Genomic DNA, 26612 nt, shown 5'->3' with positions numbered 1-26612 from the left:
ATGTGCCAGAGGAACTACCCCACGGCGCCGGGATTCATGCACACTGCACGCAACCGACTACAGCGTGCACCCGACGCAACGACGAGTGCCCGGCCGGGAGTTGTCCCCGGCCGGGCACCGGACCGGCCGCCGAGCGGCGGAGTCCGTCGTTCCGAATGCCTCGCGGCGGCCCGCCGGACCGTTCCGTCCGACCACCGGGCCCGCGGGCTCAGTCGGCGCCGAGCTGCTTGCGCACCCACTCCTTGAGCTTCTTGCCCCGGCGCGGCTTGGCCTCGCAACCGCCGAACACCGCGGTGCCCTTGACCCGCACCACCGGCGCGTACGGGTCCGCCGCGGTCTGCTCCTTGACGTCGAAGCCACCGAAGATGCCGACGCCGCCGCCGTGCAGGCTGACGTTCTCCGGCACCTTGATCTCCACCCCGCCGAAGATCGCCACCACGTCGATCACCACCTCGGGCGACTCGAACACGGCGTCCGTCAGATCGATCTCGACCCCGCCGAAGATCGCCACCGCCCGCAGGGTGGAGCCCACCCGCCACCGGCCCTTGCGGGACGAGCCGCCGAAGACCGCCAGCATGGTCGGCGCCTCGTTGCGGGCCGGCAGCCGCACCGGGCCGTCCGGACGCGGGGCCGCCGCCGGATCGCCCAACGGCGGCTTCTCGAAGGAGATCCCGCTGTGCACCGGGAGGTCCCGGGTCAGCGGCACGAGGTCGCCCAGGGTCTTGGCCGCGTACGCCGCCTCGATCCGCTCGGCGTGCTCCTCGACGTCCAACCGCCCCTCGGCGTAGGCGTCGCGCAGCAGCTCCGCCACCCGTTCGCGGTCGGCGTCCGAGGCCCGGATCTCGGCCTCCGCCACCGGGGCGTGCTCGGGTCGCGCGGGCGGCGTCGCCGCAGGCTTGGTCATCGGTACGGCCCCCCGGCCCTGATCGTCCATCCGCTGGTCCTGCGGGTCCTTCGACGGCGAGTTCTCCACGGGCCCAGCCTAGTCAACCGGGCAAGACCCTTCCCCACCGGTGGGTGACCCCGGTCACGCAGGCTGACCTTCCCGCATGCGCGATTCGCGCGCGGCCTACCCTTGAGGGTGCTTTCGCCCTCCAGGGTGCTTCGCCGACGCAGCCGGAACACTGGCAACACTGGACATCTAAGGACCGCCCCCATGGCTCCCACGCCGGACTTCGAGTACAGCGACCTTCTCCCCCTGGGCGCTGACCCGACCCCCTACCGCAAGCTCACCTCCGAGGGTGTCTCCACCTTCGAGGCCGGCGGCCGGACCTTCCTCCAGGTCGAGCCCGAGGCCCTGCGGCTGCTCACCGCCGAGGCGATGCACGACATCTCGCACTACCTGCGCCCGGCCCACCTCGCCCAGCTGCGCCGCATCCTGGACGACCCCGAGGCCAGCCCCAACGACCGCTTCGTGGCGCTGGACCTGCTGAAGAACGTCAACATCTCGGCCGGCGGCATCCTGCCGATGTGCCAGGACACCGGCACCGCGATCGTGATGGGCAAGCGCGGCCAGAACGTGCTGACGGCCGGCGGCGACGAGTCCGCGATCGCGCGCGGGGTGTTCGACGCGTACACCAAGCTCAACCTGCGGTACTCCCAGATGGCCCCGGTGACCATGTGGGACGAGAAGAACACCGGCAACAACCTGCCGGCCCAGATCGAGCTGTACGCCACCGACGGCGACGCCTACAAGTTCCTGTTCATGGCCAAGGGCGGCGGCTCGGCCAACAAGTCGTACCTGTACCAGGAGACCAAGGCGATCCTGAACGAGGCCAGCATGCTCTCGTTCCTGGAGCAGAAGATCCGCTCGCTGGGCACCGCCGCCTGCCCGCCGTACCACCTGGCCATCGTGATCGGCGGCACCAGCGCCGAGTTCGCGCTGAAGACCGCCAAGTACGCCTCCGCGCACTACCTGGACCAGCTGCCGACCTCCGGCGACGCGAAGACCGGCCACGGCTTCCGGGACCTGGAGCTGGAGGCCAAGGTCACCGAGCTGACCCAGAAGATCGGCATCGGCGCCCAGTTCGGCGGCAAGTACTTCTGCCACGACGTGCGCGTGGTCCGGCTGCCCCGCCACGGCGCCTCGCTGCCCGTCGCGATGGCCGTCTCCTGCTCCGCCGACCGCCAGGCGCTGGGCAAGATCACCGCCGAGGGCGTCTTCCTGGAGCAGCTGGAGACCGACCCGGCGAAGTACCTGCCGGACACCACCGACGAGCACCTCGACGACGACGTGGTGCGGATCGACCTCGACCAGCCGATGTCCGCGATCCGCGCCGAGCTCTCCAAGTACCCGGTGAAGACCCGGCTCTCGCTCACCGGCACCCTGGTCGTCGCGCGCGACATCGCGCACGCCAAGATCAAGGAGCGCCTGGACGCCGGCGAGGGCATGCCCAAGTACCTCCAGGACCACCCGGTCTACTACGCCGGCCCGGCCAAGACCCCCGAGGGCTTCGCCTCCGGCTCCTTCGGCCCCACCACGGCCGGCCGGATGGACTCCTACGTCGACCAGTTCCAGGCCGCCGGCGGCTCCATGGTCATGCTCGCCAAGGGCAACCGCTCCAAGCAGGTCACCGACGCCTGCGCCGCGCACGGCGGCTTCTACCTCGGCTCCATCGGCGGTCCGGCGGCGCGGCTCGCCCAGGACTGCATCAAGAAGGTCGAGGTCCTGGAGTACGCCGAGCTGGGCATGGAGGCCGTCTGGCGGATCGAGGTCGAGGACTTCCCGGCGTTCATCGTGGTCGACGACAAGGGCAACGACTTCTTCCGCGAGACCACCGAGGGCCCGCTGATCACCAGCCTGCGGGTCCGCTCCAAGGAGTAGCGCGCAGCGGGGAGGGCCCGCCGCTCCCCGTCGCTCCCGCTGGACCCGCCGCCCCGGCCGCCGACCGCGTCCGGGGCGGTGGCGCGTCCGGGTCCGGGTCCGGGTCCGGGTCCGGGTGTGCAGGCGTCAGGCGTCAGGCGTCAGGCGTCGAAGTCGTACTCCAGGACGTAGGAGGCCGCGTCCAGGATCATCTCGTTCAGCTCGACGACCTGGCCCTCGTCGGCGAAGGCGGTCCGGCAGATGAGGATCACCGGGGTGCCGGCGGAGAGCTCCAGCCGGACGGTCTCCTCGGCGGCCGGCATCCGGGAGCGGACCTCCTCGCGGAAGTGCACCGGCTTGGCGCCGATCTCGGCCAGCCGCGCGTAGGTGCCGCCCGGCCCGGTGTCCTCACGGGTGATGGCGGTACCGGCCACGAGTCCGGCGGGAAGGTAGGAGGTCGAGAGCAGCACCGGCTTGCCGTCCAGGACGAAGCGCCGGTGCCGCACGCACATCGGCTCGCCCGGGTCGACGCCGAGCACCCGGGCCACGTGCTCGGGCGCGCCCTGCTCGGTGACCGACACCTGGTCGACGACCAGGGTGCGGTTGTCGATGTCGGCCGACCATATCGACCGGCCCGAGCCCCACTGGCCCTGGGCGAGCCGTTGGATCCCGCGCCGGCGCAGCGGCCGGAAGTCCCGGACGAAGACGCCGGCCCCGCGGCGGGCCTCGGCGATGCCCTCGCTCTGCAGCACGCCGAGGGCCTGACGGGCGGTCATCCTGGCCACGCCGTAGACGTCCATGAGGTCGTTCTCGCCGGGCAACCGGTCGCCCGCCCGGTACTCGCCGGCGTCGATGGCCGCCTTCAGGGTGTCGGCGATCCGTTGGTACTTGGGCTGCTTCTCGCCGCTGCTGCTGCCGACCATCGCCTTCTCCCTCGTCCTCTCGGAAATCGTAGGCGCGCCCGCGGCCGCCGGTAAGCCGATAGGACCGGCTGGACCGTTGACATCTCTAGAGATATTAGCTTCTCTAGAGATGCTGGGTAGTCGCCGAGCAGAGCCGAACCAAAAAGCCAAGCCACGACAGCGACCAGGGCCGGCCACCACCGTCGCCGCGCCCGCACCGGAGCAGCAAGGAGCAGCGCGGTGAGCATCCGAAAGCGCGCCGCCGCGGCCTACCGGCCGCGCGTGGGGGAATCCGTCCTCGACACCAGGACCGGACGCACCGGCATCTACATGGACACCATCGGCGGGGAGCACTACCTCCGCCCGCCCGAGGGCGGTTGCGAGTGGACCGCCCGCCCCGAACACGTCACCCCGGCCGGCCCGGCCGACGGCGGGAGCAGCGGCGCCGCCGACGCCGACCCGGCCGACCCCACCAGACCCGCCGGCCGCGCCGACCCGGCCCCGACCGCCCCCGCCCACGCGGCCTGACCCCTCACCCGGCGGGGCAAGCCCGACGGCGAGTTCCGGCCACCGGGCACGCGTGCGGACCGCTCGCGGCCGGGGCGGGCGGGGCGGGCGGGCCGTGGGGAGGGCTGTGGGGACATGTGCCGGAGGCAATTGCCGACATTCTCGGCAAAGACTCCGGTGACCGCGGCCGTACAACTCGTGAACGCGACAAGGGTGAGATCAACTCGTATACACATGGGCGGTTTCCGCCGATATCAGTGCCGAATTGGCACCGGGAATCCCATCCCGTGAAGCGAAGGGCCGCCGGCGGCCCGACGCACGAACGCCCCGCACCGCCGGTGGCGGGACGCGGGGCGCTCGGGTGGCGTGTGGAGCTACGGGTGACCGGCAATGATTCCGGCAGAGGCGCCGGTGGCGGTCACGAGGTAGCCGGTGGTCACCACGATCGTCGAGACGGCGACGATCGCGAGGCGACGGAAGTGCTTCACGGATGTTCCCCCCGGAACTGCTGATCGACGCGCTTACGGGTGCGCGGCGATGATGCCCTGCGGCTCGCGCTTCTGGCCGGGCTCGGCACCGTCGGCCTTCTCGGCCTCCACGATGTACTGGCCCTCGTCACCGAACTCGTCGTCCAGCAGGTCGGCCTTGTGGTCGGCGGTGGGCTCGGTGTACTCGGCCGGGTTCGGGGTCGCCGCGATCGCGCCCTCGACGGCCTGGCCGGCGACGGCCTCGACGGCCGGCTCGGTCGACACGGGGGTCGCGCTCTCGTTGTTGGCCATGGGCGGGCCGCCTTTCGGTCATCAAATGTCGTGTGCCCCACCGGCTCGGCGCGGGCACGGAGTCAGTATCGTAGGGTTGATTAAATGTCCGATAAACATCGTGCGGCTGACCGTGCCGTCCGGCAGAGTCGGCCCCCCGCCTAAGCTGAAGCCACCACAACGGCGGAACCGCCGAGCGCCCTACCGGGAAATCGACACCAGGCCATCGGGGGACTACATGGAGTTTCGGGAGACGCCGCCTGCTCCGGCGCTGCGCTTCCAGGTACTCGGTCCGGTCCAGGCCTGGCTCGACGGCAGGCAGCTCGCCCTCGGTTCCCCGCAGCAGCAGGCCGTCCTGACCATGCTCCTGCTGCACGCCGGCCGCCCGGTCACCACCCAGGACCTCGTCGACGGACTCTGGGGCGACCGGCCGCCCACCCAGGCCGTCGCGGCTCTGCGCACCTATGTCTCCCGGCTGCGCACGGTCATCGAACCCCGCCGCGAGGTGCGCCGTCCCGCCGAGTTCCTGGTCTCGGTCGCCGACGGCTACGCCCTGCACATCCCGGCCGAGGCCCTCGACGTCATCGTCTTCGAGAACCTCGCCGTCGAGGCCGCGACCGCACGCGGCGCCGGGGACCTGGACAACGCCCACCACCTGCTGGTCCGCTCGCTGGCGCTGTTCGCCGGCCGGCCGCTCACCGGCGTCCCCGGCCCGTACGCGGACTCCCAGCGGCAGCGGCTCGCCGAGCGCCAGGTGTCGGTGGCCGAGGAACGCTGCGCGGTCGCGCTGGACATCGGCCTGCACGCCGAGGTGGTCGGCGAACTGAACGCGCTCACCGCCGAACACCCACTGCGCGAGCGGCTGCGCGAACTCCTGATGCTCGCGCTGTACCGCTGCGGCCGGCAGGCGGAGGCGCTCGGCGTCTACACCGACACCCGGAAGCTGCTGATCGACGAACTGGGTGTCGAACCGGGCACCGGCCTCTCCGCGATGCACTCCCGGATCCTGGCCGCGGACCCGGCACTGGTGCTCCCGGTGGCTCCCGCGCCAACGCCCGCCGCCCGGGAGGAGAACCCGGCGCCCCAGCCGGCCCCGGCCCAACTCCCTGCCGATGTCTCCGACTTCAGCGGCCGGGCGGAGATGGTGGCCGACCTCTCGGCCGTCCTGATGAGCGCCACCGGCCAGGCCGTGGTGGTCACTTCACTGGCCGGTATCGGCGGCGTCGGCAAGACGACCCTCGCCGTGCACGTCGCCCACCGGGTCCGCACGGAGTTCCCGGACGGGCAGCTCTACGTCGACCTCCGCGGCGCGGGCGCCTCACCGGCCGATCCCGCCATGGTGCTCGGCGACTTCCTGCACGCGCTCGGCGTCACCGAGAACCCCGACTCGCTGGAGCAGCGCGCCGCCCTCTACCGGTCACTGCTCGCCAGTCGACGGATGCTGATCCTGCTCGACAACGCCCAGGACGCCGAGCAGATCCGCCCGCTGATCCCCGGCGTCTCCAGCTGCGCGGTGCTCGCCACCAGCCGCTCCCGGCTGGCCGGCATCCCCGGCGCGCACCTGGTGGACGTCGAGGAGCTGACCCCGGAAGAGGCGCTGGCGCTCTTCTCCACGATCGTCGGCGAGCAGCGCGTCGCCGCCGAGCCCGAAGCCGCCATGGCCGTGGTGACCGCCTGCGGCTTCCTGCCGCTCGCGGTCCGCATCGCCGCCGCCCGGCTCGCCAGCCGCCCCCGGTGGAGCGTCTCCGACCTGGCCCGTCGGTTAGCCGATCAACGGCGGCGCCTGGACGAGCTCCAACTCGGCAACCTCGCCGTGGAGACCACCATCGGGCTCGGGTACGGACAGCTGTCCCCCACCGAGGCTCGGGCCTTTCGCCTGCTCGCGCTGATCGACTCGCCCGACTTCCCGCTGGCTGCGGCCGCCGCGCTGCTGGGCACCGACGAGCGGACGGCCGAGGACGTCGCCGAGGCGCTCGTCGAGGCCAACATGCTGGAGTGCTTCACCCCGGGGCGCTACCGGTACCACGACCTGCTGCGGCTCTACGCCCAGCGCCAGAACGAACGGGTCGGCGACACGGAGCAGCAGAACGCGGCGGTGCGGCGACTGCTGAACCTGCTGCTGCCCACCATGTACAACGCCGCCCGGGCGATCGAACCCGACGACCAGCTGCCCGAGCCGCTGAGTCCGCCGGACGGCCCCGGACTGCCGCTGCCGACGAGCGACGCCGCCCGGGAGTGGCTCCGGTCCGAGAACGCCGTCCTGCTCAGCTCGGTGGAGACCGCGGTCTGCGGGCCGAGCGAGCTGCGACGGCCGGCGGTGGACCTGCTGATCCTGCTGTACAGCCTCGGCGCCGACCCCACCCAGGGCCCCCGGGTCCGCTCGATCCTGGAAGTGGCGGACCGCAACGCCCAGCTGACCGACGACACCGCCGGACTCGCGCGGGTGCACTTCGCGATCGGCACCCTGCAGTCCGTCACCAATGACTTCCAGGGCGCCGAGCGGTCCCTGCGACGGAGCCTGGAGTTCCAGACCAGCGGCGACATGACGGTCCTTCGATCCGCCGCCACCAACACCCTCGGCATCATCCTCAGCATCGGCAACCGCCCCGCCGAGGCGCTGCCGTTCTTCGAACAGGCACTCGCGATCAGCCGGGTGGTCGGTGCGCCGATCGGCGAGGCCAGGCTCATCAGCAACATCGCCCGCGTCCAGCAACGGCTGGGGATGACCGAGGTCGCCGTCAGTTCCGCCAGCGAGGCGGTGGCGGCCGCGCGGGCCTCCAAGAACGGACCGTGCCTGGCCGACACGCTCTACCAGCTCGGCGTCGTCCTCGCGTCCGGCGAGGCGGTCGACCATCTGCGGGAAGCACACAAGCTGTACCAGGCCCAGCAGAACCCGCTCTGGGAGGGCTACACCCTCGCCCGGCTCTCCTCCTCGCTGCTCGCCGCCGGCCAGCAGGCCGAGGCGGCGGAGACGGCCGAGGAGTCGCTCGCGATCGGGCTGGAGATGGACTCCGCCTACTGCCAGGGCCTGGCGAACGCCGCGCTGGGCGAGGCGTTGCTCGGCCTCGCCCAGCCGGCACGCGGACTGGCGTGCCTGCGCGAGGCGCACGCCGTCTTCACGCGGCTCGGTGTGCCCGAGGCCTCCCCCGTGGCGGACCTCATCTCCCAGCAGCACACCGAGCCCTTCCCTCCCCCCGCGCCGTAGGACCCCGTTCCCCCGTACTTCCCCCCTGGGGTCCTCCCCGTGAGCGTTCGGTGCTCCCGCAGCCCCCCGGCTGCGGGAGCACCTTCAACGCTTCCCCGGCGCTGGACTCCACTGTGCACCGCGCCGATTGACGTTCGATAAACGTCGGATTGTCAGCGCTCGGACCGACATCACCGCAGGTCAGCGGGGTCGAATCCGCTCACCGCACGGCGTGCGCGCCCCGGACGCACCACCTCCGCCCGCGCCCCGTGCTTCCAGGGAAGGGGGTACCGTCGGCCAACCGCCACGAGTTGGCCGAAAACGGACCCCATGGCGGAGTGATCACGCATATTCTCGGATTCCAGTACACACACAAGTGCACTTCTCCGGTGGAGCATCCGGCAAAAGGCAGCGCGGCAGCGCTCCCGCAGTGCAGAGTGTCCCTGTGCAAAGAGTCTGTGCAAAGTGTCAGAGTGCAGTCAGCGTGGCAATGCAGTCAGTGTGACGCGGGGAGCGTGACGTACCGCCACCGGCAGCGGGCCGGCGGGGCAGCGCGGGCGCCGGGAGGACACGGCGGTCCTGCCTCGCGCCTCGACCGGCCGACCGGAGGCCCGGCCGAAAGGTGCCTCTCAATCGTGACGACCGGACAGATATCGGATCCGTTCCCCATCGACGAGGACGCGGGCGGCGGTCCCGACGTCCTGCGCCGCCGGGCCGCGCGCGCCCTGCAGGCGGTCGCCTTCGACACGATCGGCACCGGTTACGCGGAGGCGTTCCCCTCCAAACACGGCCAGCTGGCCTGCGGGCGCCGGCTGCTGTCCCGGCTGGAGCCGGGCGCCGCGGTGCTGGACGTCGGCTGCGGCAGCGGCGAGCCGACCGTCCGCCAACTGGTCGCGGCCGGGGCGCGGGTCACCGCCGTCGACCTGTCGGACGTCATGCTGACCCTGGCCCGGGAGGCCGACCTCCCCGGCCCGCACCCGCCGGCCCTGCACCGCATCGACATGTACGACCTCGCGACCGAACGCGCCGACTCGGCCTGGAACCTGCCGGAGCTCGGGCCCGCGGGGCGGGGCACCTTCGACGCCGTCACCGCGTTCTTCTCCCTGATCCTCCTCCCCCAGGACGAGATCCCGACCGTGCTGGCCCGGCTGCGCGCCCTGCTGCGGCCCGGCGGACTGCTGGCGCTGGGTATGGTCGAGGCGGACCTGGACCACGTTCCGCTGCCCTTCCTCGGGCGGGAGCTGCGGATCAGCGGGTACCTGCGGGAGGATCTCGAACGGGTCCTGCTGGACGCCGGGTTCGTGATCGAGGAGCAGGAGGGGCGTCCGTACGCGCCGGCCAGCACCACTCTGCCGCCGGAGGAGCAGCTCTTCCTCCGCTGTCGGCGGGTCGGCTGACGGCCGGTCGGCACCCGCCGGACCCCGGCGGCGCCGGCGGACCGGAGCAGGACCGCACACCCCAGAGCAGCAACAGGCCCCAGACCGTACCGATCCCAGGACAGGCACCCGTGCGCGACCAGCTCAAACCCGAGGCCGGACAGCCGCCTGCCCTGCCGATCCCGCGCCGACCGCCGTCACCACCGCCACCACCGGCCCCGGCCGGGTCCCCGCAGCCGGAGCAGCAGGACCGGCAGGACCGGCCGCCGGACCGGGTCGCCGAACGCCTCGCCTACCTCGACTCCGCGACCCGGCGGATCAACAGCGCGCTCGACCTGGCCGCCACCCTGCGCAACGTCGGCCGGGTGCTGGTCCCCGCCCTCGCCGACGCCGCCGTCGTCCACCTGCGCGACCCGCTGCCCAACGTCGAACGCGAGCCCGGCTTCCCCGAGCAGCTGCGGATCCACCACAGCCAGGGCACCCGGCTGGGCCGCCGCGGCCGCCCGGCCGGCGACGACGGGCGCGACCGTTACGGGGACCGCTACGGCAGCCGGTACGGCGCGCGCTCCACCGCCGACACCGGCCCGGCCACCCCGGTCACCCGCGGCGGCGCGCTCGCGCACACCCTGCTCAGCCGGCGGCCCGCCGAACCGGTCGTGCTCGGCTCCGCCGAGGACAGCGGCAGCGCCCGCACCACCGAGCTGCTGCGCGAGCTGTACGGCGCCCGGGGCCTGGCCAGGCTCAGCCCCGGCACCTCGGTGCTCGCCCTGCCGCTGCGCGGCCGCAAGGCCGTGCTCGGACTGCTGGTGCTGATCCGGCGCCCGGAGGAGAAGAGCGGCCGGCCCGGCTTCGACGCCGCCGACACCGCGACCGCCACCCACCTCGCCACCCAGGCCGGGCTGGCCGTGGACACCGCGCTGCGGTACGCCCGCGAGTGGGAGATAGCCAACGAGCTCCAGCGCAGCATGCTGCCGCTGCGGCTGCCCCAGCCGCACGGCGTCCGGCTCGCCCAGCGCTACCTGCCCGGCGAGCGCGGCGCCCAGGTCGGCGGCGACTGGTACGACGCGGTGCCGCTGCCCGGCAACCGGGTGGCGCTGATCGTCGGCGACGTGATGGGCCACTCGCTCACCTCGGCCGCCATCATGGGCCAGCTGCGCACCAGCGCGCAGACCCTGGCCGCCCTCGACCTGCCGCCGCACGAGGTGCTCTACCACCTGGACGAGCAGGCCCAGCGGCTCGGCCGCGAACAGCACCTGGCGACCTGCGTCTACGCCGTCTACGACCCGATCGCCAACCGGGTGGTGCTCGCCAACGCCGGGCACGTGCCGCCGGTGCTCGTCCAGCCGGACGGCACGGCCGAGCTGCTCGACCTGGAGGCGGGGGCGCCGATCGGCGTCGGCGGGGTGGACTTCTCCTCCGTCGAACTGCCCGCGCCGCCGGGATCGGCCCTGCTGCTGTTCACCGACGGTCTGGTGGAGACCCGCAGCCGCCCGCTCAGCGACGGTCTCGAGCTGCTCCGCGCCCGGCTCTCGGGCACCCTGCGGCACGCGCCCGAGCACCTCTGCCAGGAGGCGCTGCGGATCCTGCCGCCGGGCGACCGGGGCGACGACATCGCCCTGCTGGCCGCCTGCTTCGACGGCATCCCGGCCGGGGACGTCGCGCACTGGTACCTCCAGCCGCGCAACGAGACGCCGGGGCGGGCGCGCCGGCTGGCCGCGCACACCCTGCGCCGCTGGGGGCTGGAGGAACTGACCGAGGCGACCGAGCTGATGGTCAGCGAGCTGGTCACCAACGCCGTCCAGCACGCCACCCGCCCGGTGACGCTGAGCCTGGTCCGCACCACCCGGCTGCGCTGCGAGGTCGGGGACGACAGCCCGCTGCTGCCCCGGCCGCGCCGGACCGGGCCGGAGGACGAGCGAGGACGGGGCCTGCAGATCGTGGCCCGGTGCGCCGAACGCTGGGGCGCGACCCGGCTGGGCACCGGCAAGGTGGTCTGGTTCGAGCAGCGGCTGCCGTAGGACTAGCGGCCGAGCGGAGGGGCTGCCCCCGGCGCGGAACGTCGGGGCAGCCCCTCCGCTCGGCTCGGGTCGGACCCGGCTCAGACCCGCTCGGGCTGCTTTGCTCCCGGGTCGTCGGCGGCCGCGCCGGCCGCCGGCTCCAGCCGGGCCATCAGCTGCTCGCCCTCCATGTCCACCCGCGGCACCACCTTGTCCAGGCTCTTCGGGAACCACCAGGCCGCCCGCCCGAACAGCGCCATCGCGGCCGGCACCAGCGCCATCCGCACCACGAAGGCGTCCACCAGTACGCCGACCGCGAGCGCGAAGCCGATCGGCTGGACGATCGGGTCGTGGCCGAAGACGAACGAGCCGAACACCGCGACCATGATCAGCGCGGCCGCCGTGACCACCCGGGCGCCGTTCTTCACCCCGGCCACCACCGCCTCGCGCGGCGCCATGCCGTGCACATGGTGCTCCTTCATCCCCGAGACCAGGAACAGCTCGTAGTCCATCGCGAGCCCGAACAGCACACCGATCAGCAGGATCGGCACGAAGCTGACCACCGGGCCGACCTTCGGCACGTCGATCAGGCCGTCCAGCCAGCCCCACTGGTAGACCGCGACGACGGCGCCGAGCGAGGCCGTGATGGAGAGCAGGAAGCCGGCCACCGCCTTCAGCGGCACCAGGATCGAGCGGAAGGCCAGCGCCAGCAGCACCAGCGCGATGCCCACGATCACCGCGACGAACGGCGGCAGCGCGTCGCTCAGCTTGGCGGAGACGTCGATGTTGGCGGCCGTGGTGCCGGTGACGTCGATCCGCGCGCCGGTCTCGGCCTTGAGGGCGTCGCGCTGGTCGCGGATGTCGGTGACCAGCTGCCGGGTGTCGGCGTGGTCCGGGCCGGTCTTCGGGATGACCGGGACGAGCGCGGTGCGGCTCGGCCCGTCCAACTGCGGCGGGAGCAGCGTCTGCACACCCGGCAGCGCGCCGAGCCGCCCGGCCACGCCCTGGACCGCCTGCTCCGGCTGCGCCGCCCCGGCGGCGTCGACCACCACGACCAGCGGCGCGTTGAAGCCGGGGCCGAAGCTGTGGTCGACGAGGTCGTACGCGGTGCGGGCGTCGGTGCCCTTGGCCTGAGAGCCGCCGCCCGGCAGGCCGAGGGTGAGGCTCGCGGCCGGCACGGCGAGCGCGACCAGGGCGGTGAGGCCCACCAGCAGCACGGCGAGCGGACGGCGCACCACGAAGCCCGCCCAGCGCTCGCCGAGCGTCGTGCGCCCGGTGGTCCGCAGCGCCCGCCGCCGGACCGGCAGCCGGTCGATGCCCCGGCCGGCGAAGCCGAGCACGGCGGGCAGCAGGGTGATCGCCACCAGCACCGCGACCACCACGGCGGCGGAGGCGGCCAGGCCCATCACGGTCAGGAACGGCACCCCGGCGACGGCCAGCCCGGCCAGCGCGGCGACGACGGTGAGGCCGGCGAACACCACCGCGCTGCCGGCGGTCGCGTTGGCACGGGCGGCGGCCTCCTCCGGCTCCAGGCCCTCGGCGAGGTGGCGCCGGTGCCGGGAGACGATGAACAGGGCGTAGTCGATGCCGACCGCCAGGCCGACCATCAGCGCCAGCACGGGCGCGGTCGAGATGACCTCGAAGGAGCCGGCCACGGTGAACACCCCGGCCATCGCGATCCCGACCCCGACCAGTGCGGTGAGCAGCGGGAGCCCGGCCGCGACCAGCGACCCCAGGGTGACCACCAGGACCAGCCCGGCCACGATCAGGCCGATCACCTCGCCGCCGTCGACCTGGGCCATCTTGTTGTAGGCGTCGCCGCCGAAGGCCACCGTGACACCGGCCGCGCGGGCCGGGTCGGCCGCCGCCCGGACCGCGTCGCGCTGCTGGTCGGTGATGTCGCCGAGCTTGCTGTCGAAGGAGACCAGGCCGAGCGCGACCGTGCCGTCCGGGGAGACCGCGCCGGTGGCGTACGGGTCGGGGATGCCCGCGACACCCGGGACGGCGGCGATCCGGGCGACCGCCTCGCCGACGGCCCGGGCGTTCTCGGGGCCCGTGATGCCGCCGGCCGCGTCGCTGCGGAAGACCACCTGGGCCGAGCCGTGGCCCTGGGCCGGGAAGGTGTCCTTGATCCGGTCCAGGGTGGCCTGGGCCTCGGTCCCGGGGACCTTGAACTCCTCGGTGGTCTTGCCGCCGAAGGCCGCGGCGCCGCCGCCGATCGCGATCAGCAGGGCGAGCCAGACGGCGAGGACGGTTCTCCTCCGGCGGAAGCAGAGGCGGCCCAGGCGGTACAGGTACGTGGCCATGCGTGCACCTTCGATCGGGTCGTTCGGGCAGGCGGGAGCGCGGTGCTCGGTCGTCCCGTTCACCGTACGCGCAACTTTGTCGCATGACAAAGTCGACTGACGCGAACGTCCGACGAGATCATTCGATCCGGTTGTCCGAACATGGCGATACCCTGGCCCAATGGCTCACGTCCCGGCCGCCGAGCGGCGCCCCCAACTGATCCAGGCCGCGATCGACCTGATGGCCCGCGAGGGGATCGCCGCGGGCAGCACCCGCGCGATCGCGGCGGAGCTGGGCGTGGCACAGGCGACGGTGCACTACACCTTCGGCACCAAGAAGGACCTCTACCGGGCCGTCGTCGAGCAGCTGACCGCCGAGTTCATCGGCCAGGTCCGGGCCTCGGCCCCCGCCGAGGGCCCGTTCGGCGAGCAGGTCAGGACGATGGTCCACGCCCTCTGGGACAGCGCCGTCGGCGAGGACGGCAAGTGCGCGCTGATCACCGAGTTCTCCGCGATGGCGCTGCGCGACCCGGACCTGCAGGAGACCATGCGGGCGCTCCAGCACGAGATCGAGGACACCGCCGCCGCGCTGCTCACCGGGCTCGCCGCCGCGCACGGGCTGACGCTGCCGGTGCCGGCCGGGGAGGTCGCGGTGTACTTCCTGGCCGGCTTCAACGGCCTGAGCGACCGCTACCTGGTCCTCAAGGCCGCCGGCGAGGACCCGGAGCCGGAGTCCCGCCGGGCGCTCGACCTGCTCGTCGCCACTACCGTCGGCCTCTGCCTCGGCGCGCCCGCGCGGTCCTGAGCGGCGGCGCGGTCCTGAGCGGCGGCGCGGGGGCGGGCACTCCCGATGCGAGCCCCGCCCCTGTCAGGACTGGACGATCCGGACCGGCAGCTCGGCCAGCACCTCCCGCAGCGAGGCCGCGAAACGGTCGTACTCGCCGCTGCGGGCCGACCCCGGCCGGGCGGCGAGCCCGATCCGGCGGCCCGGCGCGGGCGCGGCGAAGCGGACGGCGGCCAGCCGGTCGGCGCGGCCCGCCTCGACGTCCAGCGCGGTGGCGGGCAGCAGGGTCACCCCGAGGCCGCCGGCCACCAGCTGCACCAGGGTGGACAGTCCGGCCGCCCTGGTGGTCGAGCCGCCGGGGTCGGCGCCGACCTCGCGGCAGATGTCGAGGGCCTGGTCGCGCAGGCAGTGGCCCTCCTCCAGCAGCAGCACGTCCAGGTCGAGCAGCACGTCGCGGGCCACGTCCACCTGCCCGGCGAGCTCGTGCTCGGGCGGGGTGACCAGGACGAAGTCCTCGTCGAACAGCGGGATGTCCCGGGTCGGCGTGGAGCCGCCGGCCGGCAGCGCGAGCAGCAGGACGTCCAGCCGCCCGGCGGCCAGCCCCTCCAGCAGCGAGGGCGTCCGCTCCTCGTGGACGTGCAGCTCCAGCTCCGGGTAGCGGTCGCGGACCAGCCGCAGCACGGTCGGCAGCAGGTACGGGGCGACGGTCGGGATGACGCCCAGGTGCAGCGGCCCGGTGAAGGGCCGGCGGGCGGCGTCCACCTCCTCGGTGAGCGCCTGCACGGAGGCGAGCACCCGGCGCGCGTGCTCCAGGACGCGCTCACCCAGCGGAGTGATCATGACCCGGCGCGTCGTACGCTCGACGAGCTGCGCGCCCAACGACTCCTCCAGCGCCGCGACCGCCCCGGAGAGGGCCGGCTGGCTCGTACCGGTGGCCGCCGCGGCCTCCCGGAAGTGCCGGTGCTCGGCCACCGCGACGAAGGCCCTGAGCTGGGCGACCGTCGGCGCCCGGGGGCCGCGCGAGGTGGCGTTCCCCACAGCCGCGTCGGGTTTACGGGCGGAGGCCCTGCGACGGACGGGGCGGGAGGGGGGCGTGGGACTGTTGATAACTCTCTCCGATCAGTCACATCGAGTGTAGCTATTTCCCTGATCAGTCCACGATGTGGAATGGTGGAGACCGTTCCGCAAAACGGACAAACTCCCCTCGTCTCAACTTCAGGAGAAGCGAACGTGCTCACGATCGGTGACAAGTTCCCCGAGTTCGAACTCAACGCCTGCGTCGACCTGGACGCCGCGAACGCCTTCGCCGAGATCAACCACAAGTCCTACGAGGGCAAGTGGAAGATCGTCTTCTTCTGGCCGATGGACTTCACCTTCGTCTGCCCGACCGAGATCGCCGCGTTCGGCAAGCTGAACGACGAGTTCGCCGACCGCGACGCCCAGATCCTCGGCGTCTCCGGCGACTCCGAGTTCGTGCACCACGCCTGGCGCAAGGACCACAAGGACCTCCGCGACCTGCCGTTCCCGATGCTGGCCGACGTCAAGCACGACCTGATGCGCGCCTGCGGCGTCGAGGCCGCGGACGGCACCGCCCAGCGCGCCGTCTTCATCGTCGACCCGAACAACGAGATCCAGTTCGTCATGGTGACCGCCGGCTCCGTCGGCCGTAACCCGAAGGAGGTCCTGCGGGTGCTGGACGCCCTGCAGACCGACGAGCTGTGCCCCTGCAACTGGACCAAGGGCGAGGACACCCTCGACGCCCAGGCCCTGCTGGCCGGCTGACCCATGGCTCTCGACGACCTGAAGTCCGCCCTCCCGGACTACGCCAAGGACCTCAAGCTCAACCTGGGCTCGGTCATCGGCAACTCCGACCTCCCCGCCCAGCAGCTGTGGGGCACCGTGCTCTCCTGCGCGATGGCCACCCGCAGCCCCGCCGTGCTGCGCGAGCTGGAGCCCGAGGCCAAGGCCAACCTCTCCCCGGAGGCGTACAACGCCGCCAAGGGCGCGGCCGCGGTCATGGGGATGAACAACGTCTACTACCGGACGCTGCACCTGCTCTCCGACAAGGAGTACAGCAGCATGCGGGCCGGTCTGCGGATGAACATCATCGGCACTCCCGGCGTCGAGAAGGTCGACTTCGAGCTCTGGTGCTTCGCGGTCTCCGCGATCAACGGCTGCGGCCAGTGCCTGGACTCGCACGAGGCCGTCCTCCGCAAGGCCGGCGTCGACCGCGAGGTCGTCCAGGCCTCGATGAAGATCGCCGCCGTCCTCCAGGCCGTCGCCGGCGTCCTCGACTCCGAGGCCGCCCTGGCGAGCATCACCGCCTGACCCGGCACCACCACGCAACGGGCCCTTCGCCCCGGACTCCGGTCCGGGGCGAAGGGCCCGTTCGCGTGGTTGGTCAGGGGGTGGGGGGATGGGGGCGGGTGGCGGCTTCGCGGGCGGCTTCGAGGGCGGTGAAGACGGCCTGGCCGGCCTCGTTGCGGCGGCGGAGGTGGGTGACCACCGTGTTGGTGACCGCGATCAGGGGGACGGCGACGATGGCGCCGCCGATGCCGCCGATGATCGATCCGGCGGCCACACCGAGGACGACGCCGAGCGGGTGGACCCGGACGGCGCGGCCGAGGATCAGCGGCTGGAGGACGTGGCCCTCGATCTGCTGGACCGCGATCAGGACCACCAGCACCATCAGCGCCGTCCACGGTGTCGTGGTGACGAGCGCGATCAGGACCGCGACGGTGCCCGTGACCAGCGCGCCGACCAGCGGGACGAAGGCGCCGAGGAAGATGATCACGGCGAGCGGCAGCGCCATCGGCACGCCGAGCAGCTGGATCCCGACGCCGATGCAGACCGCGTCGATGAACGCCACGCAGACGGTGCCGCGGACGTAGGCGGTGAGCGTGGCCCACGCCTTGGGGCCCGCGCCGGCCATCGCGTACCGGGAGTGCCTGGGCAGGCCGCGCAGGGCCCAGTTCCAGATCCGCTCGCCGTCGTAGAGCAGGAAGAAGGTGGTGAAGAACGCCAGCAGGACGGCGGTCAGCACCTCGACCGCGATCTGCGCGCCGGTGATGCTGGCGGAGGTGATCTGCTCGCTGTTGGTGCTGATCGCCTTGGTGATCTGGTTGGCGAAGTCGGTGATCTGCTGCTCGGTCAGGTGCAGCGGCCCGGTGATCAGCCAGTCCCGCAGCTGGTCGACACCGGCCTTGACCTTGCTGGTGACGGTCTCCAGGTTGGTGGTCACCTGCCAGACCACGAACCAGCCGACCAGCCCGATGCCGGCCAGTCCGCTCATGAACACCCCGCCGGCGGCGAGCGAGCGCGGGACCCCGTGCCGGCGCAGCCAGGAGACGGTGGGCTCCAGCAGCGCGGAGATCAGCAGCGAGGCGAGCACCGCGAAGGCGACCAGCCGCAGCATGTCGACGATGTAGAAGACGACGTAGAGCGCGGCACCGAGCAGCAGCAGCCGCCAGGTGGACTCGGCGGCGACCCGCAGGCTCCACGGCACCGCCTCAGCCGGGGTGGCGGGCCGGCCGAAGTGGCCGTGCGGGGGCAGCGGGGCGGCGGCGGGAGCGGCGACCGGCGCGGGGGCGGCGGCGGAGGCGGGCGGTGCGGCCACCGGGACGGGCGCGGCGGCCGGACCGGACGGCCCGGCCGGTACGACGGCCGCCTCCGCGGGCACGGCGGCCGCGCGCGGACCGGGCAGCGGACGGCCGGCCGGAGCCGCCGCCGGATCCACCGGGCCCACCGGATCCACCTGGCTCACCGGGTGGAGGGTCTCGTGGAAGTCGGCCGCCATCGCGGCCCGTCGGCGCCGTTCGATGACGGCGGCCGCGCTCGCCACCACGGCCATGCCCTTGGCCACGGCCTTGAAGGCCTTTCCGCCCCGCGCCATGCTCGCTACCACTTCTCCCCGCCGGAGCCGCCCGGTGCGGCGGCACGCCGTGGGTCCCGCCACGGCCGTCAGGGATAGACGCTACCCGGCCGCGGTGCGGTGAGTCCGCCCGGCGAGCGGGATCCGCCCGGGTTCTTGCGGCGCGGGGCTGGTCGGACAGGGGACGATTCCGGGGCAAACCATCATGTCCCCGGTGGTTTCAGGCACGGGACAGCGGGGAGGAGTCGGGCGGGAACCAGGAGCCAACTGTCGGCGGACCGGCCGGGCGGGGAGTCACCAGGACCCCTCCCCGTCCCCGCGTCCGCACCAGGACCGCACCGCCCGTGGCGCAATGGTCAGCGCCACCCGGGCGGCGCGGCCCGCTCCCCGGACCGACGGGCGACCGGGCCAACGGGCAAGCAGAGCCACAGGCAAACAACCGACGGACCCCGGAAAAGCGAAATACCGCGGCCCCCCGATCGTGATCGGGGGGCCGCGGCGGGCGTTCCTAGTACCAGTGGTGCGACTGCCAGAACGACCAGGCGCCACAGGGGCTGCCGTAGCGGCTGTTCATGTAGCCGAGACCCCACTGGATCTGGGTGGCCGGGTTGGTGCGCCAGTCGGCGCCGGCCGAGGCCATCTTCGAGCCGGGCAGCGCCTGGACCAGGCCGTACGCGCCGGAGCTCTTGTTGGTGGCGGTGTAGTTCCAGCCGCTCTCGCGCTTCACGATCTGGCTGAAGCACTGGAACTGCGAGTCGCTGCCGATGATCTGCTGGGCCAGCTCCTGCACCGAACCGGGGCTGACCGAGACCGGCGGGGTAGCCGGGGTGCTGTCGGTGGCGGCCATCGCCGAACGCGCCTTGGAGCGGTTCGCGGCGGCCTCGTCGGCCTTCCGCTTCTCCTCGGCGGCCTTCGCGGCCTTGTCCGCCTCGACCTTGGCGGCAGCGTCGGCGGCCTCCTTGGCGGCGGCGTCGGCCTTGGCCTGCGCCTCGGCGGCGGCCTGCTGGCGCGCTGCCTCCTCGGCGGCCTTCTGCTCCGCGGCAGCCTTGGCGGCGGCGTCGGCAGCGGCCTGCTGGGCGGTCGCCTGCGAGCCGATGTTGTCGCTGATGGTCTGCGCCTGGGCGCCGGAGGGGACTTCGGCAAGCAGCGTCGCGCCGGCGACGTCGACCGTCTGCGTCGTCTTTGCCTCGCTGCCCGCGCCCATACCAACCACGGCGCCGACAGCGGTGACGGCGGTGGCGGAGGCGACAGCGACTCCCCGGACCGAGATCCGAGTCACATGGATTCCTTCCAGCATCGCCCACGCGTGACCGTACAGGCGCAACATGCCCCTTGGCGCTGCCCTCCGTACGGTGCTGGTCACGGGAGGTACTGACCCGGCGTCCGGTCGAGGTGAGGCGACCGGGCGTTGTGATCGGGCGGCGTACGGCTCAGGTCTTCAATTGTGCGCCCACTGACCGGAGTTGGTGGACCGTCCGGGCCGGACCTCCGGTCTCCCGGAAGCCCTGCCATGCCGTACGCGGGGCCTGACAGAACCCTCACCATGCCGCACCGGGCACTGTCGACGCAATTCCCTGTTGCGTGGCGGATGTCACATTCACCGTACTGGCGTTCACCGGACAGAAAGCACGCGATGTGATGAAAGGGACAAGGGCCCGCTCCCTCAGGAGCGGGCCCTATACCGGGAATTGACTGTTTTGTCCCTAACTGCCCATTGGATTCCGGTAAGTCCGGAAAGTCCGGATCAGGGCTGAACGTCCTCCAGCATCTCCGTCACCAGCGCCGCGATCGGCGAGCGCTCCGAGCGGGTCAGGGTGATGTGGGCGAACAGCGGGTGGCCCTTGAGCTTCTCGACCACGGCGACGACGCCGTCGTAGCGGCCGACCCGGAGGTTGTCGCGCTGGGCGACGTCGTGGGTGAGGACCACCCGCGAGCCCTGGCCGATCCGGGAGAGCACCGTCAGCAGGACGTTGCGCTCCAGCGACTGCGCCTCGTCCACGATCACGAAGGCGTCGTGCAGGGAACGCCCCCGGATGTGGGTCAGCGGCAGGACCTCCAGCATCCCCCGGGAGATGACCTCCTCGATCACGTCCGGGGTGGTGACGGCCGACAGGGTGTCGAAGACCGCCTGCGCCCAGGGGCTCATCTTCTCCGACTCGGAACCCGGCAGGTAGCCCAGCTCCTGGCCGCCGACCGCGTACAGCGGCCGGAACACCATCACCTTGCGGTGCTGCTGGCGCTCCAGGACCGCCTCCAGCCCCGCGCACAGCGCCAGCGCAGACTTCCCCGTACCGGCCCGACCGCCCAGCGAGACGATCCCGACCTCCGGGTCCAGCAGCAGGTCCAGCGCCACCCGCTGCTCGGCGCTGCGCCCGCGCAGGCCGAAGGCCTCGCGCTCGCCGCGCACCAGGCGCACCCGGCCGTCGCCGGTGACGCGACCCAGGGCCTTGCCGCGCTCGGAGGTGAGGACGAGTCCGGTGTGCACGGGCAGTTCGTCGGCGCCGGTGACGTCGACGCCGGCGTCGTGGCCGGCGGCGAACAGCGCGTCCACGTCGTCGGCGGCCACGTGCAGCTCGGCCATGCCGGTCCAGCCGGAGGTGATCGCGAGCTCGGCGCGGTACTCCTCGGCGAGCAGGCCCACCGAGGACGCCTTGATGCGCAGCGGGAGGTCCTTGGAGACGACGGTGACGTCGTACCCCTCGGCCTGCAGGTTGCGGGCGACCGCGAGGATCCGGGTGTCGGCCTCGCCGCCGCCGGCCCGGTAGCCGACCGGCAGTATCGAGGTGTCCGAGTGGTTGAGCTCGACCCGGATGGAGCCGCCGAGCTCGCCGACCGGGATCGGCTCGTCCAGACGCCCGAAGCGGATCCGGAAGTCGTCGAGCAGCCGCAGCGCCTGGCGGGCGAAGTAGCCCAGCTCCGGATGGTGCCGCTTGGCCTCCAGCTCGGTGACCACGACCACGGGGAGGACGACCTCGTGCTCCTCGAAACGGGTCATCGCCAGCGGGTCCGCCAGCAGCACACTGGTGTCGAGAACGTACGTCCGCCGGTCTGGTGTCCGGCGGCTCTTGGAACTGACCACTAGGCCTCCAGGGCGGATGACCCTGCGTCATCCGCGGCAAGCCGGCCCCGCTGCCCCGGTGGCCTCGGAGCCGGTCTGATCGGAGTATTCCCAGGCGGGGGGCGGTGCATTCGCGCCCCCGGAGAACTGACGGATCATTGCGGGTGAACGTTTGGCCTCGCCCTGCCACCGGGTAGGCCAGCTCTTACGGCGGTCAATCCCGACGCCCCGGCGGACGCCGCTCCCGTCACTCCGGCGGACACCGCTCCCCGTCGCCCCGGCGGGCACTGCTCCCGGACGCGTCGCGAGGGCACCGCCCCCGGCTCGCGAAGACGCCGCTCCCCGTCGCGGGGCCGACGCCCCCGGTCAGAGCCCCAGCCGCCGGTTGCGCTGCTCGAAGGCGCGCAGCGCCCGCAGGAAGTCCACCTTGCGGAAGGCCGGCCAGTACGCCTCGCAGAAGTAGAACTCGCTGTGCGCGCTCTGCCAGAGCAGGAAGCCGGACAGCCGCTGCTCGCCCGAGGTGCGGATCACCAGGTCCGGGTCGGGCTGCCCCTTGGTGTACAGGTGCTCGGCGATGTGCTCGACGTCCAGGACCTCGGCCAGCTCCTCGATCGAGGTGCCCCGGCCGGCGTGCTCCTGGAGCAGCGAGCGGACGGCGTCGGCGATCTCGTGCCGGCCGCCGTAGCCGACGGCCACGTTGACCGTGATGCCCTCGATGCCCGCGGTCTCGTCGGCGGCGCGCTTCAGGACGTCGGCGGTGTGCTGCGGCAGCAGGTCCAGCGCGCCGACCGGGTGGACCCGCCAGCGGCGGGCGGCGGCCAGGCCGGTGACGGCGTCCTCGATGATGCCGAGCAGCGGCACCAGTTCGTCGGCCGGGCGGGAGAGGTTGTCGGTGGAGAGCATCCACAGGGTGACGACCTTGACGTGGGTCTCGTCGCACCAGCCGAGGAACTCGCTGATCTTGTCGGCGCCGCGCTGGTGGCCGTACGCGGTGGAGCCGCCGGTCGCCTTGGCCCACCGGCGGTTGCCGTCGAGGATCACCCCGATGTGGTGCGGGGTGCGGGCGAGGTGCACCTCGACCCGGCGACCGTAGAGGCCGTACATCCCGTCCAGCAGGACGCGCAGACCCGGCGTGCGTTCGACGACATCGCGCAGACCCATGGTTTTCGGCCCCTCCGTGCTCACTTCAGCGGGTGCTTCAGAACCCCCGGCGCAGCCTACTCCCGCGCTGTGGCGGCAGGGAAAGCCGCAGGTCGCGGGAGGGTCACGGTCCTGTGCGGACTCTGTCGCCGCGGGCCGGGCGCGGATGGCCGGAACGTACCCGCGCGGCGCCCCGGGGGCGGCCGGGGGAACGCCCGGCGGCCGGATACGGAACGGTCTCTCCTTCCTTAAGGAATCCGTAAGCCGACGGTTCAATGCTTGACGACCCCCAATGGTCTAGTCCAGCTTTTGTGCCAGGGCGGAACGGCGTACCGGAACCGCCCCTCTCGAGGCAGTACTGCGGACCTCCCCTCCCCCACACGCGGCCGCCGCGCCCCCCACCGCGGCGGCCGCTCCTCCCCCACAGGAGCGCACCTCCATGGCCCGTACGCTGAACCGGCCCGCGTCGCACAAGCGCCGCCGCGGCCCCGTCCCGGTCCTCGCGGCCGGCGCCACCGCCCTGGCCCTGGCCGGCACCGGCCTCGCCCTCTTCGCCGGGGGTGCCAACGCGGCCGCCGGGAACCTCGTCGCCAACGGCGGCTTCGACGGCTCGCTGGGCGGCTGGACCTGTACCGGCTCCGCGAGCGCGGTCACCACGCCGGTCCACTCCGGCTCGGGCGCGCTGCAGGCCACCCCGGGCGCGGCGGACACCGCCGAGTGCACGCAGACCATCAGCGTGCTGCCCAACACCAGCTACACCCTGAGCGCCTGGGTCCAGGGCCCCTACGTCTACCTCGGCGCCCGCGGCACCGGCGGCACCGACCCGAGCAGCTGGTCCAACCAGAACAGCTGGAACCAGCTCTCCTCCACCTTCACCACGGGCGCGAGCGCCCGGAGCGTCACCGTCTACCTGCACGGCTGGTACGGCCAGAGCGCCTACCTCGCCGACGACGTGGTGCTGAGCGGCCCCGGCGGCACCTCCACCCCGAGCCCGACCGCCACCCCCACGCCGACGCCCACGGCGACCGCCACCCCCACGGCGACCACGACCCCGACCGCGACCGCCACCCCCACGGCGACCGCCACGCCGACCGCGACCGCCACGCCGACCCAGACCGCGACCCCGACGCCCACCGCGACCAGCACCGGCAACCCGACCACCGGCCTGCCCAAGCACGTCGTCACCGGCTACTGGCACAACTTCGACAACAAGGGCAACAACCTCCAGAAGCTGAGCGACGTCCAGAGCGCGTACGACATCATCGCGGTGTCCTTCGCCGACTCGGTCGCCAACCGCCCCGGCGCCATCACCTTCAAGCTGGACGCCGAGCTCTCGGCCGGTCTCGGCGGCTACACCGACGCCCAGTTCCGCGCCGACGTGAAGGCCAAGCAGGCGGCCGGCAAGAAGGTCATCCTCTCCATCGGCGGCCAGAACGGCGCGATCTCGGTCAACGACGCGGCCGCCGCCCAGGCCTTCACCGACACCGCCTACGCCGTCATCAAGGACTACGGCTTCGACGGCATCGACATCGACCTGGAGAACGGGGTCAACGCGACCCAGATGGGCAACGCCCTGCACAGCCTCCAGTCCAAGGTCGGCCCCGGCTTCGTCCTGACGATGGCCCCGGAGACCATCGGGATGTACTCCACCGCGGGCGCCTACTTCCAGCTGGCGCTGAACACCAAGGACATCCTGACCGTCGTCAACACCCAGTTCTACAACTCGGGCGGCATGAACGGCTGCGACGGCAAGGTCTACACCCAGGGCACCATCGACTTCATCACCTCGCAGGTCTGCACCCAGATCCAGGGCGGCCTGCGGCCCGACCAGGTCGGCATCGGCGTCCCGGCCTCCAGCAAGGCGGCCGGCGGCGGCTACGTCGCGCCGAGCGTCGTCAACAACGCGCTGGACTGCCTGGCCACCGGCAAGAACTGCGGCAGCTTCGTCCCGCCGGCCAAGTGGCCGACCATCCGCGGCGCGATGACCTGGTCCACCAACTGGGACTCCGTCAACGGGAACTCCTTCTCCAACACGGTCGGCCCGTTCGTCCACCAGATGCCGTAGCCAGAGGACCTCACCCCCACGGCGCGCCTCCCCTTGAGGGTGGGGCCGGCGCGCCGGCGCCGGGCCCGCCGTACCCGACCGGTACGGCGGGCCCGTCCGCTTTCCCCGGTGGATCCGGGCGGCCCCGGGCGGACCCGGGCCCCGCCCGGCTCAGCCGGAGTGCCCGAGCACCGCCACCAGGGTGCCGAGCAGCATGAACGGACCCAGCGGCACCTCCCGGCCCCGCACCGGCCGGCGCCGCACCAGGGCCACCAGCAGGACGCCGACCGACCAGAGCCCGGCCAGCAGCACGAAGGCGGCCAGGCCGGCCAGCGCGGCGGTCCAGCCGTACCGGCCGAGCAGCGCCCCGAGGCCGAGCGCCAGCACGGTGTCCCCCGGGCCCATCCGGCCCAGCTGGACCGGGACTTCGAACAGCGCCCCGGCCGCGAGCGCCACCAGCAGGCAGCGCAGCAGCGTCACCGGGCTGCCGTCCACCAGCTCCAGCACCGTCAGCAGCAGCGCGAGGCCCGCCGCCAGCGTCCAGGTGAGCGGGTAGGGCAGCCGGTGCACCCGGGCGTCGGTGAAACCGAGCACCACCCCGGGGCCGGCCAGCCAGAGCAGCAGCAGCGCGTCCGCCGGGTGGGCCGCGGTCAGCGCGGCGGCGGCCGCGGCGGCGGTGACCGCCTCCACCCGCCACGGGCCCGGGCCGAGTCCGGTCCGGCAGCCCGGGCAGCCGCCGGTGGGCGGCAGGCCGCGCAGGGCGCGCCCGCAGGCCGGACAGGCCAGGCACCACGGCTGGTCCTCGGGCACGGCGTACCGCACCACAAGTCCGCGCAGGGCCGGTGCCACCAGCAGCCCCGCCAGGACCGCTCCCAGCACGATCGCGATCACGGCTTGCCCCCTCCTCCTCCGGTGGCGGTACGATCCGGCGGGTTCCGCTCCGGAACCGACCGGACACCGTCCGCGTCCGACACTGACGGCACCTCGGATCCACCGATCCGCGGCGCCGCACCGACCACATCATCCACGGGGGAGACACACCTTGACGAAGCTTCGGAACACTCTGCGCGCGGCCGTTCCGGTGGCCGCGCTCGCACTCGCGCTGACCGCCTGCGGCCCGGAGAACGACGACCCGGCCGTCACCGCCGCCCCGACCTCCGCCCCGGCGGGCGGGACCACCGCCGCCCCGACCGGCGCCGCGCCCACCTCGGCCCCGGCGGGCGGGATCACCGCGGCCCCGACGGCCGCCGCCCCGACCTCGGCCCCCGCGGCCGGTGCGGCGGGCGGCGCGGCCGGCGGCGGCAGCCCGACCGCGGGCGGCCTGCCCTCGGCCGCGACCAGCGGCAACCCGATCGGCGGGGCGAGCGGCGGCAACAGCAAGATCACCTTCGACAACCCGCTCGCGCTCACCGCCACCGGGAGCTACCTCGGCAAGACCAAGGCCGACGTCACCCCGGTCTCGGTGGTCAAGGGCACCGCGGCCGAGATCGCGCCGTACAACTGGAAGCCGGCCGACACCGCGGGCAGGACGCCGTACTACGTGACGGTCAACTTCACCAACCGCACCGGCGCCCCGCTGCAGGACGAGTACTTCATGATGCGGTTCAAGGTGCAGACCGAGCCCAAGGGCACCGGCATCCTGTCCGCCCCGACCGTCCTGCGGTCGATCCCGCAGTGCGACTCCGGCAAGAAGCCGGGCACCCTGGCCGACGGCGAGACCCAGCAGCAGTGTGCCGTCTATCTCGTTCCGGACGGCACCCCGCCGCAGTTCCTCGTCTTCGGTAGCGTTCTGGACACCCAGCCGCTGATCTGGAAGGCCAGCTGACGCCTCCGCCTCCCGATCGAAGGGGTAGCGGAACAGCAGCGTCCGGGCGGTCCGACGGGTGTCCCACGACACGCGCCG

General features: G+C 72.9%; 20 protein-coding genes. 10 read left to right on the top strand and 10 right to left on the bottom strand.

From position 1 onward, the window contains the following. Nucleotides 1-208 precede the first annotated feature (208 nt). A complete protein-coding gene (locus IF01_RS0131970; RefSeq protein WP_030397092.1) occupies nt 209-934 on the bottom strand; it encodes a DUF1707 SHOCT-like domain-containing protein in 726 nt (241 codons plus the stop codon). A 222-nt stretch (nt 935-1156) separates the two neighbouring features. On the opposite strand from IF01_RS0131970, the gene IF01_RS0131965 reads away from it, so the two are divergent. Further along, a complete protein-coding gene (locus IF01_RS0131965; protein WP_030397091.1) occupies nt 1157-2824 on the top strand; it encodes a fumarate hydratase in 1668 nt (555 codons plus the stop codon). A 140-nt stretch (nt 2825-2964) separates the two neighbouring features. Here IF01_RS0131965 and IF01_RS0131960 read toward each other — a convergent pair whose 3' ends face one another. Beyond that, entirely contained in the window at nt 2965-3726 is a 762-nt protein-coding gene (locus IF01_RS0131960; RefSeq protein WP_030397090.1) for a GntR family transcriptional regulator, read from the bottom strand. Between the two features lie 219 nt (nt 3727-3945). Here IF01_RS0131960 and IF01_RS47050 point away from each other — a divergent pair, with 219 nt between their 5' ends. Beyond that, entirely contained in the window at nt 3946-4233 is a 288-nt protein-coding gene (locus tag IF01_RS47050; protein WP_037781924.1) for a hypothetical protein, read from the top strand. 500 nt (nt 4234-4733) lie between these two features. Here IF01_RS47050 and IF01_RS49090 read toward each other — a convergent pair whose 3' ends face one another. Then, the gene (locus IF01_RS49090; protein ID WP_030397089.1) at nt 4734-4991 is read right to left on the bottom strand and encodes a hypothetical protein; all 258 of its coding nucleotides are present in this window, start codon (nt 4989-4991) and stop codon (nt 4734-4736) included. A 217-nt stretch (nt 4992-5208) separates the two neighbouring features. Between IF01_RS49090 and IF01_RS0131940 the strand changes: the two genes are divergently transcribed. From IF01_RS0131940 to IF01_RS0131930, 3 genes are all read left to right on the top strand, one after another. Then, nucleotides 5209-8175: an AfsR/SARP family transcriptional regulator gene (locus IF01_RS0131940; protein WP_051741234.1), complete on the top strand. Its 2967-nt coding sequence runs from the start codon at nt 5209-5211 to the stop codon at nt 8173-8175. Between the two features lie 614 nt (nt 8176-8789). Beyond that, nucleotides 8790-9551, top strand: coding sequence for a class I SAM-dependent methyltransferase (locus IF01_RS0131935; protein ID WP_445972088.1), 762 nt, complete (start codon nt 8790-8792; stop codon nt 9549-9551). Between the two features lie 110 nt (nt 9552-9661). Beyond that, complete coding sequence (locus tag IF01_RS0131930; RefSeq protein WP_078880491.1) at nt 9662-11548, top strand: SpoIIE family protein phosphatase; 1887 nt, start codon at nt 9662-9664, stop codon at nt 11546-11548. Between the two features lie 80 nt (nt 11549-11628). On the opposite strand, the gene IF01_RS0131925 is transcribed toward IF01_RS0131930, so the two are convergent. Next, complete coding sequence (locus IF01_RS0131925; RefSeq protein ID WP_037781923.1) at nt 11629-13833, bottom strand: MMPL family transporter; 2205 nt, start codon at nt 13831-13833, stop codon at nt 11629-11631. Between the two features lie 160 nt (nt 13834-13993). Between IF01_RS0131925 and IF01_RS0131920 the strand changes: the two genes are divergently transcribed. Then, nucleotides 13994-14617 carry a TetR/AcrR family transcriptional regulator gene (locus tag IF01_RS0131920; RefSeq protein WP_037781919.1) on the top strand — a complete coding sequence of 208 codons (624 nt, stop codon included), beginning with the start codon at nt 13994-13996 and terminating at the stop codon, nt 14615-14617. 63 nt (nt 14618-14680) lie between these two features. Here IF01_RS0131920 and IF01_RS0131915 read toward each other — a convergent pair whose 3' ends face one another. Further along, a complete protein-coding gene (locus tag IF01_RS0131915) occupies nt 14681-15634 on the bottom strand; it encodes a LysR substrate-binding domain-containing protein (protein ID WP_030397083.1) in 954 nt (317 codons plus the stop codon). Nucleotides 15635-15826: 192 nt separating this feature from the next. On the opposite strand from IF01_RS0131915, the gene IF01_RS0131910 reads away from it, so the two are divergent. After that, entirely contained in the window at nt 15827-16378 is a 552-nt protein-coding gene (locus IF01_RS0131910) for a peroxiredoxin (RefSeq protein ID WP_030397082.1), read from the top strand. Between the two features lie 3 nt (nt 16379-16381). Then, the gene (locus IF01_RS0131905; RefSeq protein ID WP_030397081.1) at nt 16382-16924 is read left to right on the top strand and encodes an alkyl hydroperoxide reductase; all 543 of its coding nucleotides are present in this window, start codon (nt 16382-16384) and stop codon (nt 16922-16924) included. Nucleotides 16925-16997: 73 nt separating this feature from the next. Here the strand turns inward: IF01_RS0131905 and IF01_RS0131900 are convergent, their stop codons facing one another. The 4 genes from IF01_RS0131900 to IF01_RS0131885 form a co-directional block, all read right to left on the bottom strand. Beyond that, nucleotides 16998-18488: an AI-2E family transporter gene (locus IF01_RS0131900; protein ID WP_030397080.1), complete on the bottom strand. Its 1491-nt coding sequence runs from the start codon at nt 18486-18488 to the stop codon at nt 16998-17000. A gap of 487 nt (nt 18489-18975) precedes the next feature. After that, the gene (locus IF01_RS0131895; protein ID WP_030397079.1) at nt 18976-19746 is read right to left on the bottom strand and encodes an aggregation-promoting factor C-terminal-like domain-containing protein; all 771 of its coding nucleotides are present in this window, start codon (nt 19744-19746) and stop codon (nt 18976-18978) included. Between the two features lie 465 nt (nt 19747-20211). Beyond that, nucleotides 20212-21546 (bottom strand): RNA 5'-3' helicase PhoH2, encoded by a 1335-nt coding sequence (gene phoH2 / locus IF01_RS0131890; protein WP_030397078.1) that lies wholly within the window; start codon nt 21544-21546, stop codon nt 20212-20214. A gap of 345 nt (nt 21547-21891) precedes the next feature. After that, nucleotides 21892-22686, bottom strand: coding sequence for an isoprenyl transferase (locus IF01_RS0131885; RefSeq protein ID WP_078880489.1), 795 nt, complete (start codon nt 22684-22686; stop codon nt 21892-21894). A gap of 418 nt (nt 22687-23104) precedes the next feature. Between IF01_RS0131885 and IF01_RS0131880 the strand changes: the two genes are divergently transcribed. Further along, nucleotides 23105-24730 (top strand): chitinase, encoded by a 1626-nt coding sequence (locus IF01_RS0131880; RefSeq protein ID WP_030397076.1) that lies wholly within the window; start codon nt 23105-23107, stop codon nt 24728-24730. A gap of 150 nt (nt 24731-24880) precedes the next feature. On the opposite strand, the gene IF01_RS0131875 is transcribed toward IF01_RS0131880, so the two are convergent. Beyond that, nucleotides 24881-25600 carry a prepilin peptidase gene (locus IF01_RS0131875; RefSeq protein WP_051756609.1) on the bottom strand — a complete coding sequence of 240 codons (720 nt, stop codon included), beginning with the start codon at nt 25598-25600 and terminating at the stop codon, nt 24881-24883. 151 nt (nt 25601-25751) lie between these two features. Here IF01_RS0131875 and IF01_RS48620 point away from each other — a divergent pair, with 151 nt between their 5' ends. Further along, on the top strand, nt 25752-26534 hold the full coding sequence (locus IF01_RS48620; protein ID WP_157855402.1) for a hypothetical protein: 783 nt from the start codon (nt 25752-25754) through the stop codon (nt 26532-26534). Nucleotides 26535-26612 lie beyond the last annotated feature (78 nt).

This window comes from Kitasatospora purpeofusca, from assembly GCF_000718025.1.
Taxonomy (GTDB): Bacteria; Actinomycetota; Actinomycetes; order Streptomycetales; family Streptomycetaceae; genus Kitasatospora; species Kitasatospora purpeofusca.
Note: the sequence above shows the minus strand (reverse complement) of the source record. Positions and strands in the feature narration are given on the sequence as shown.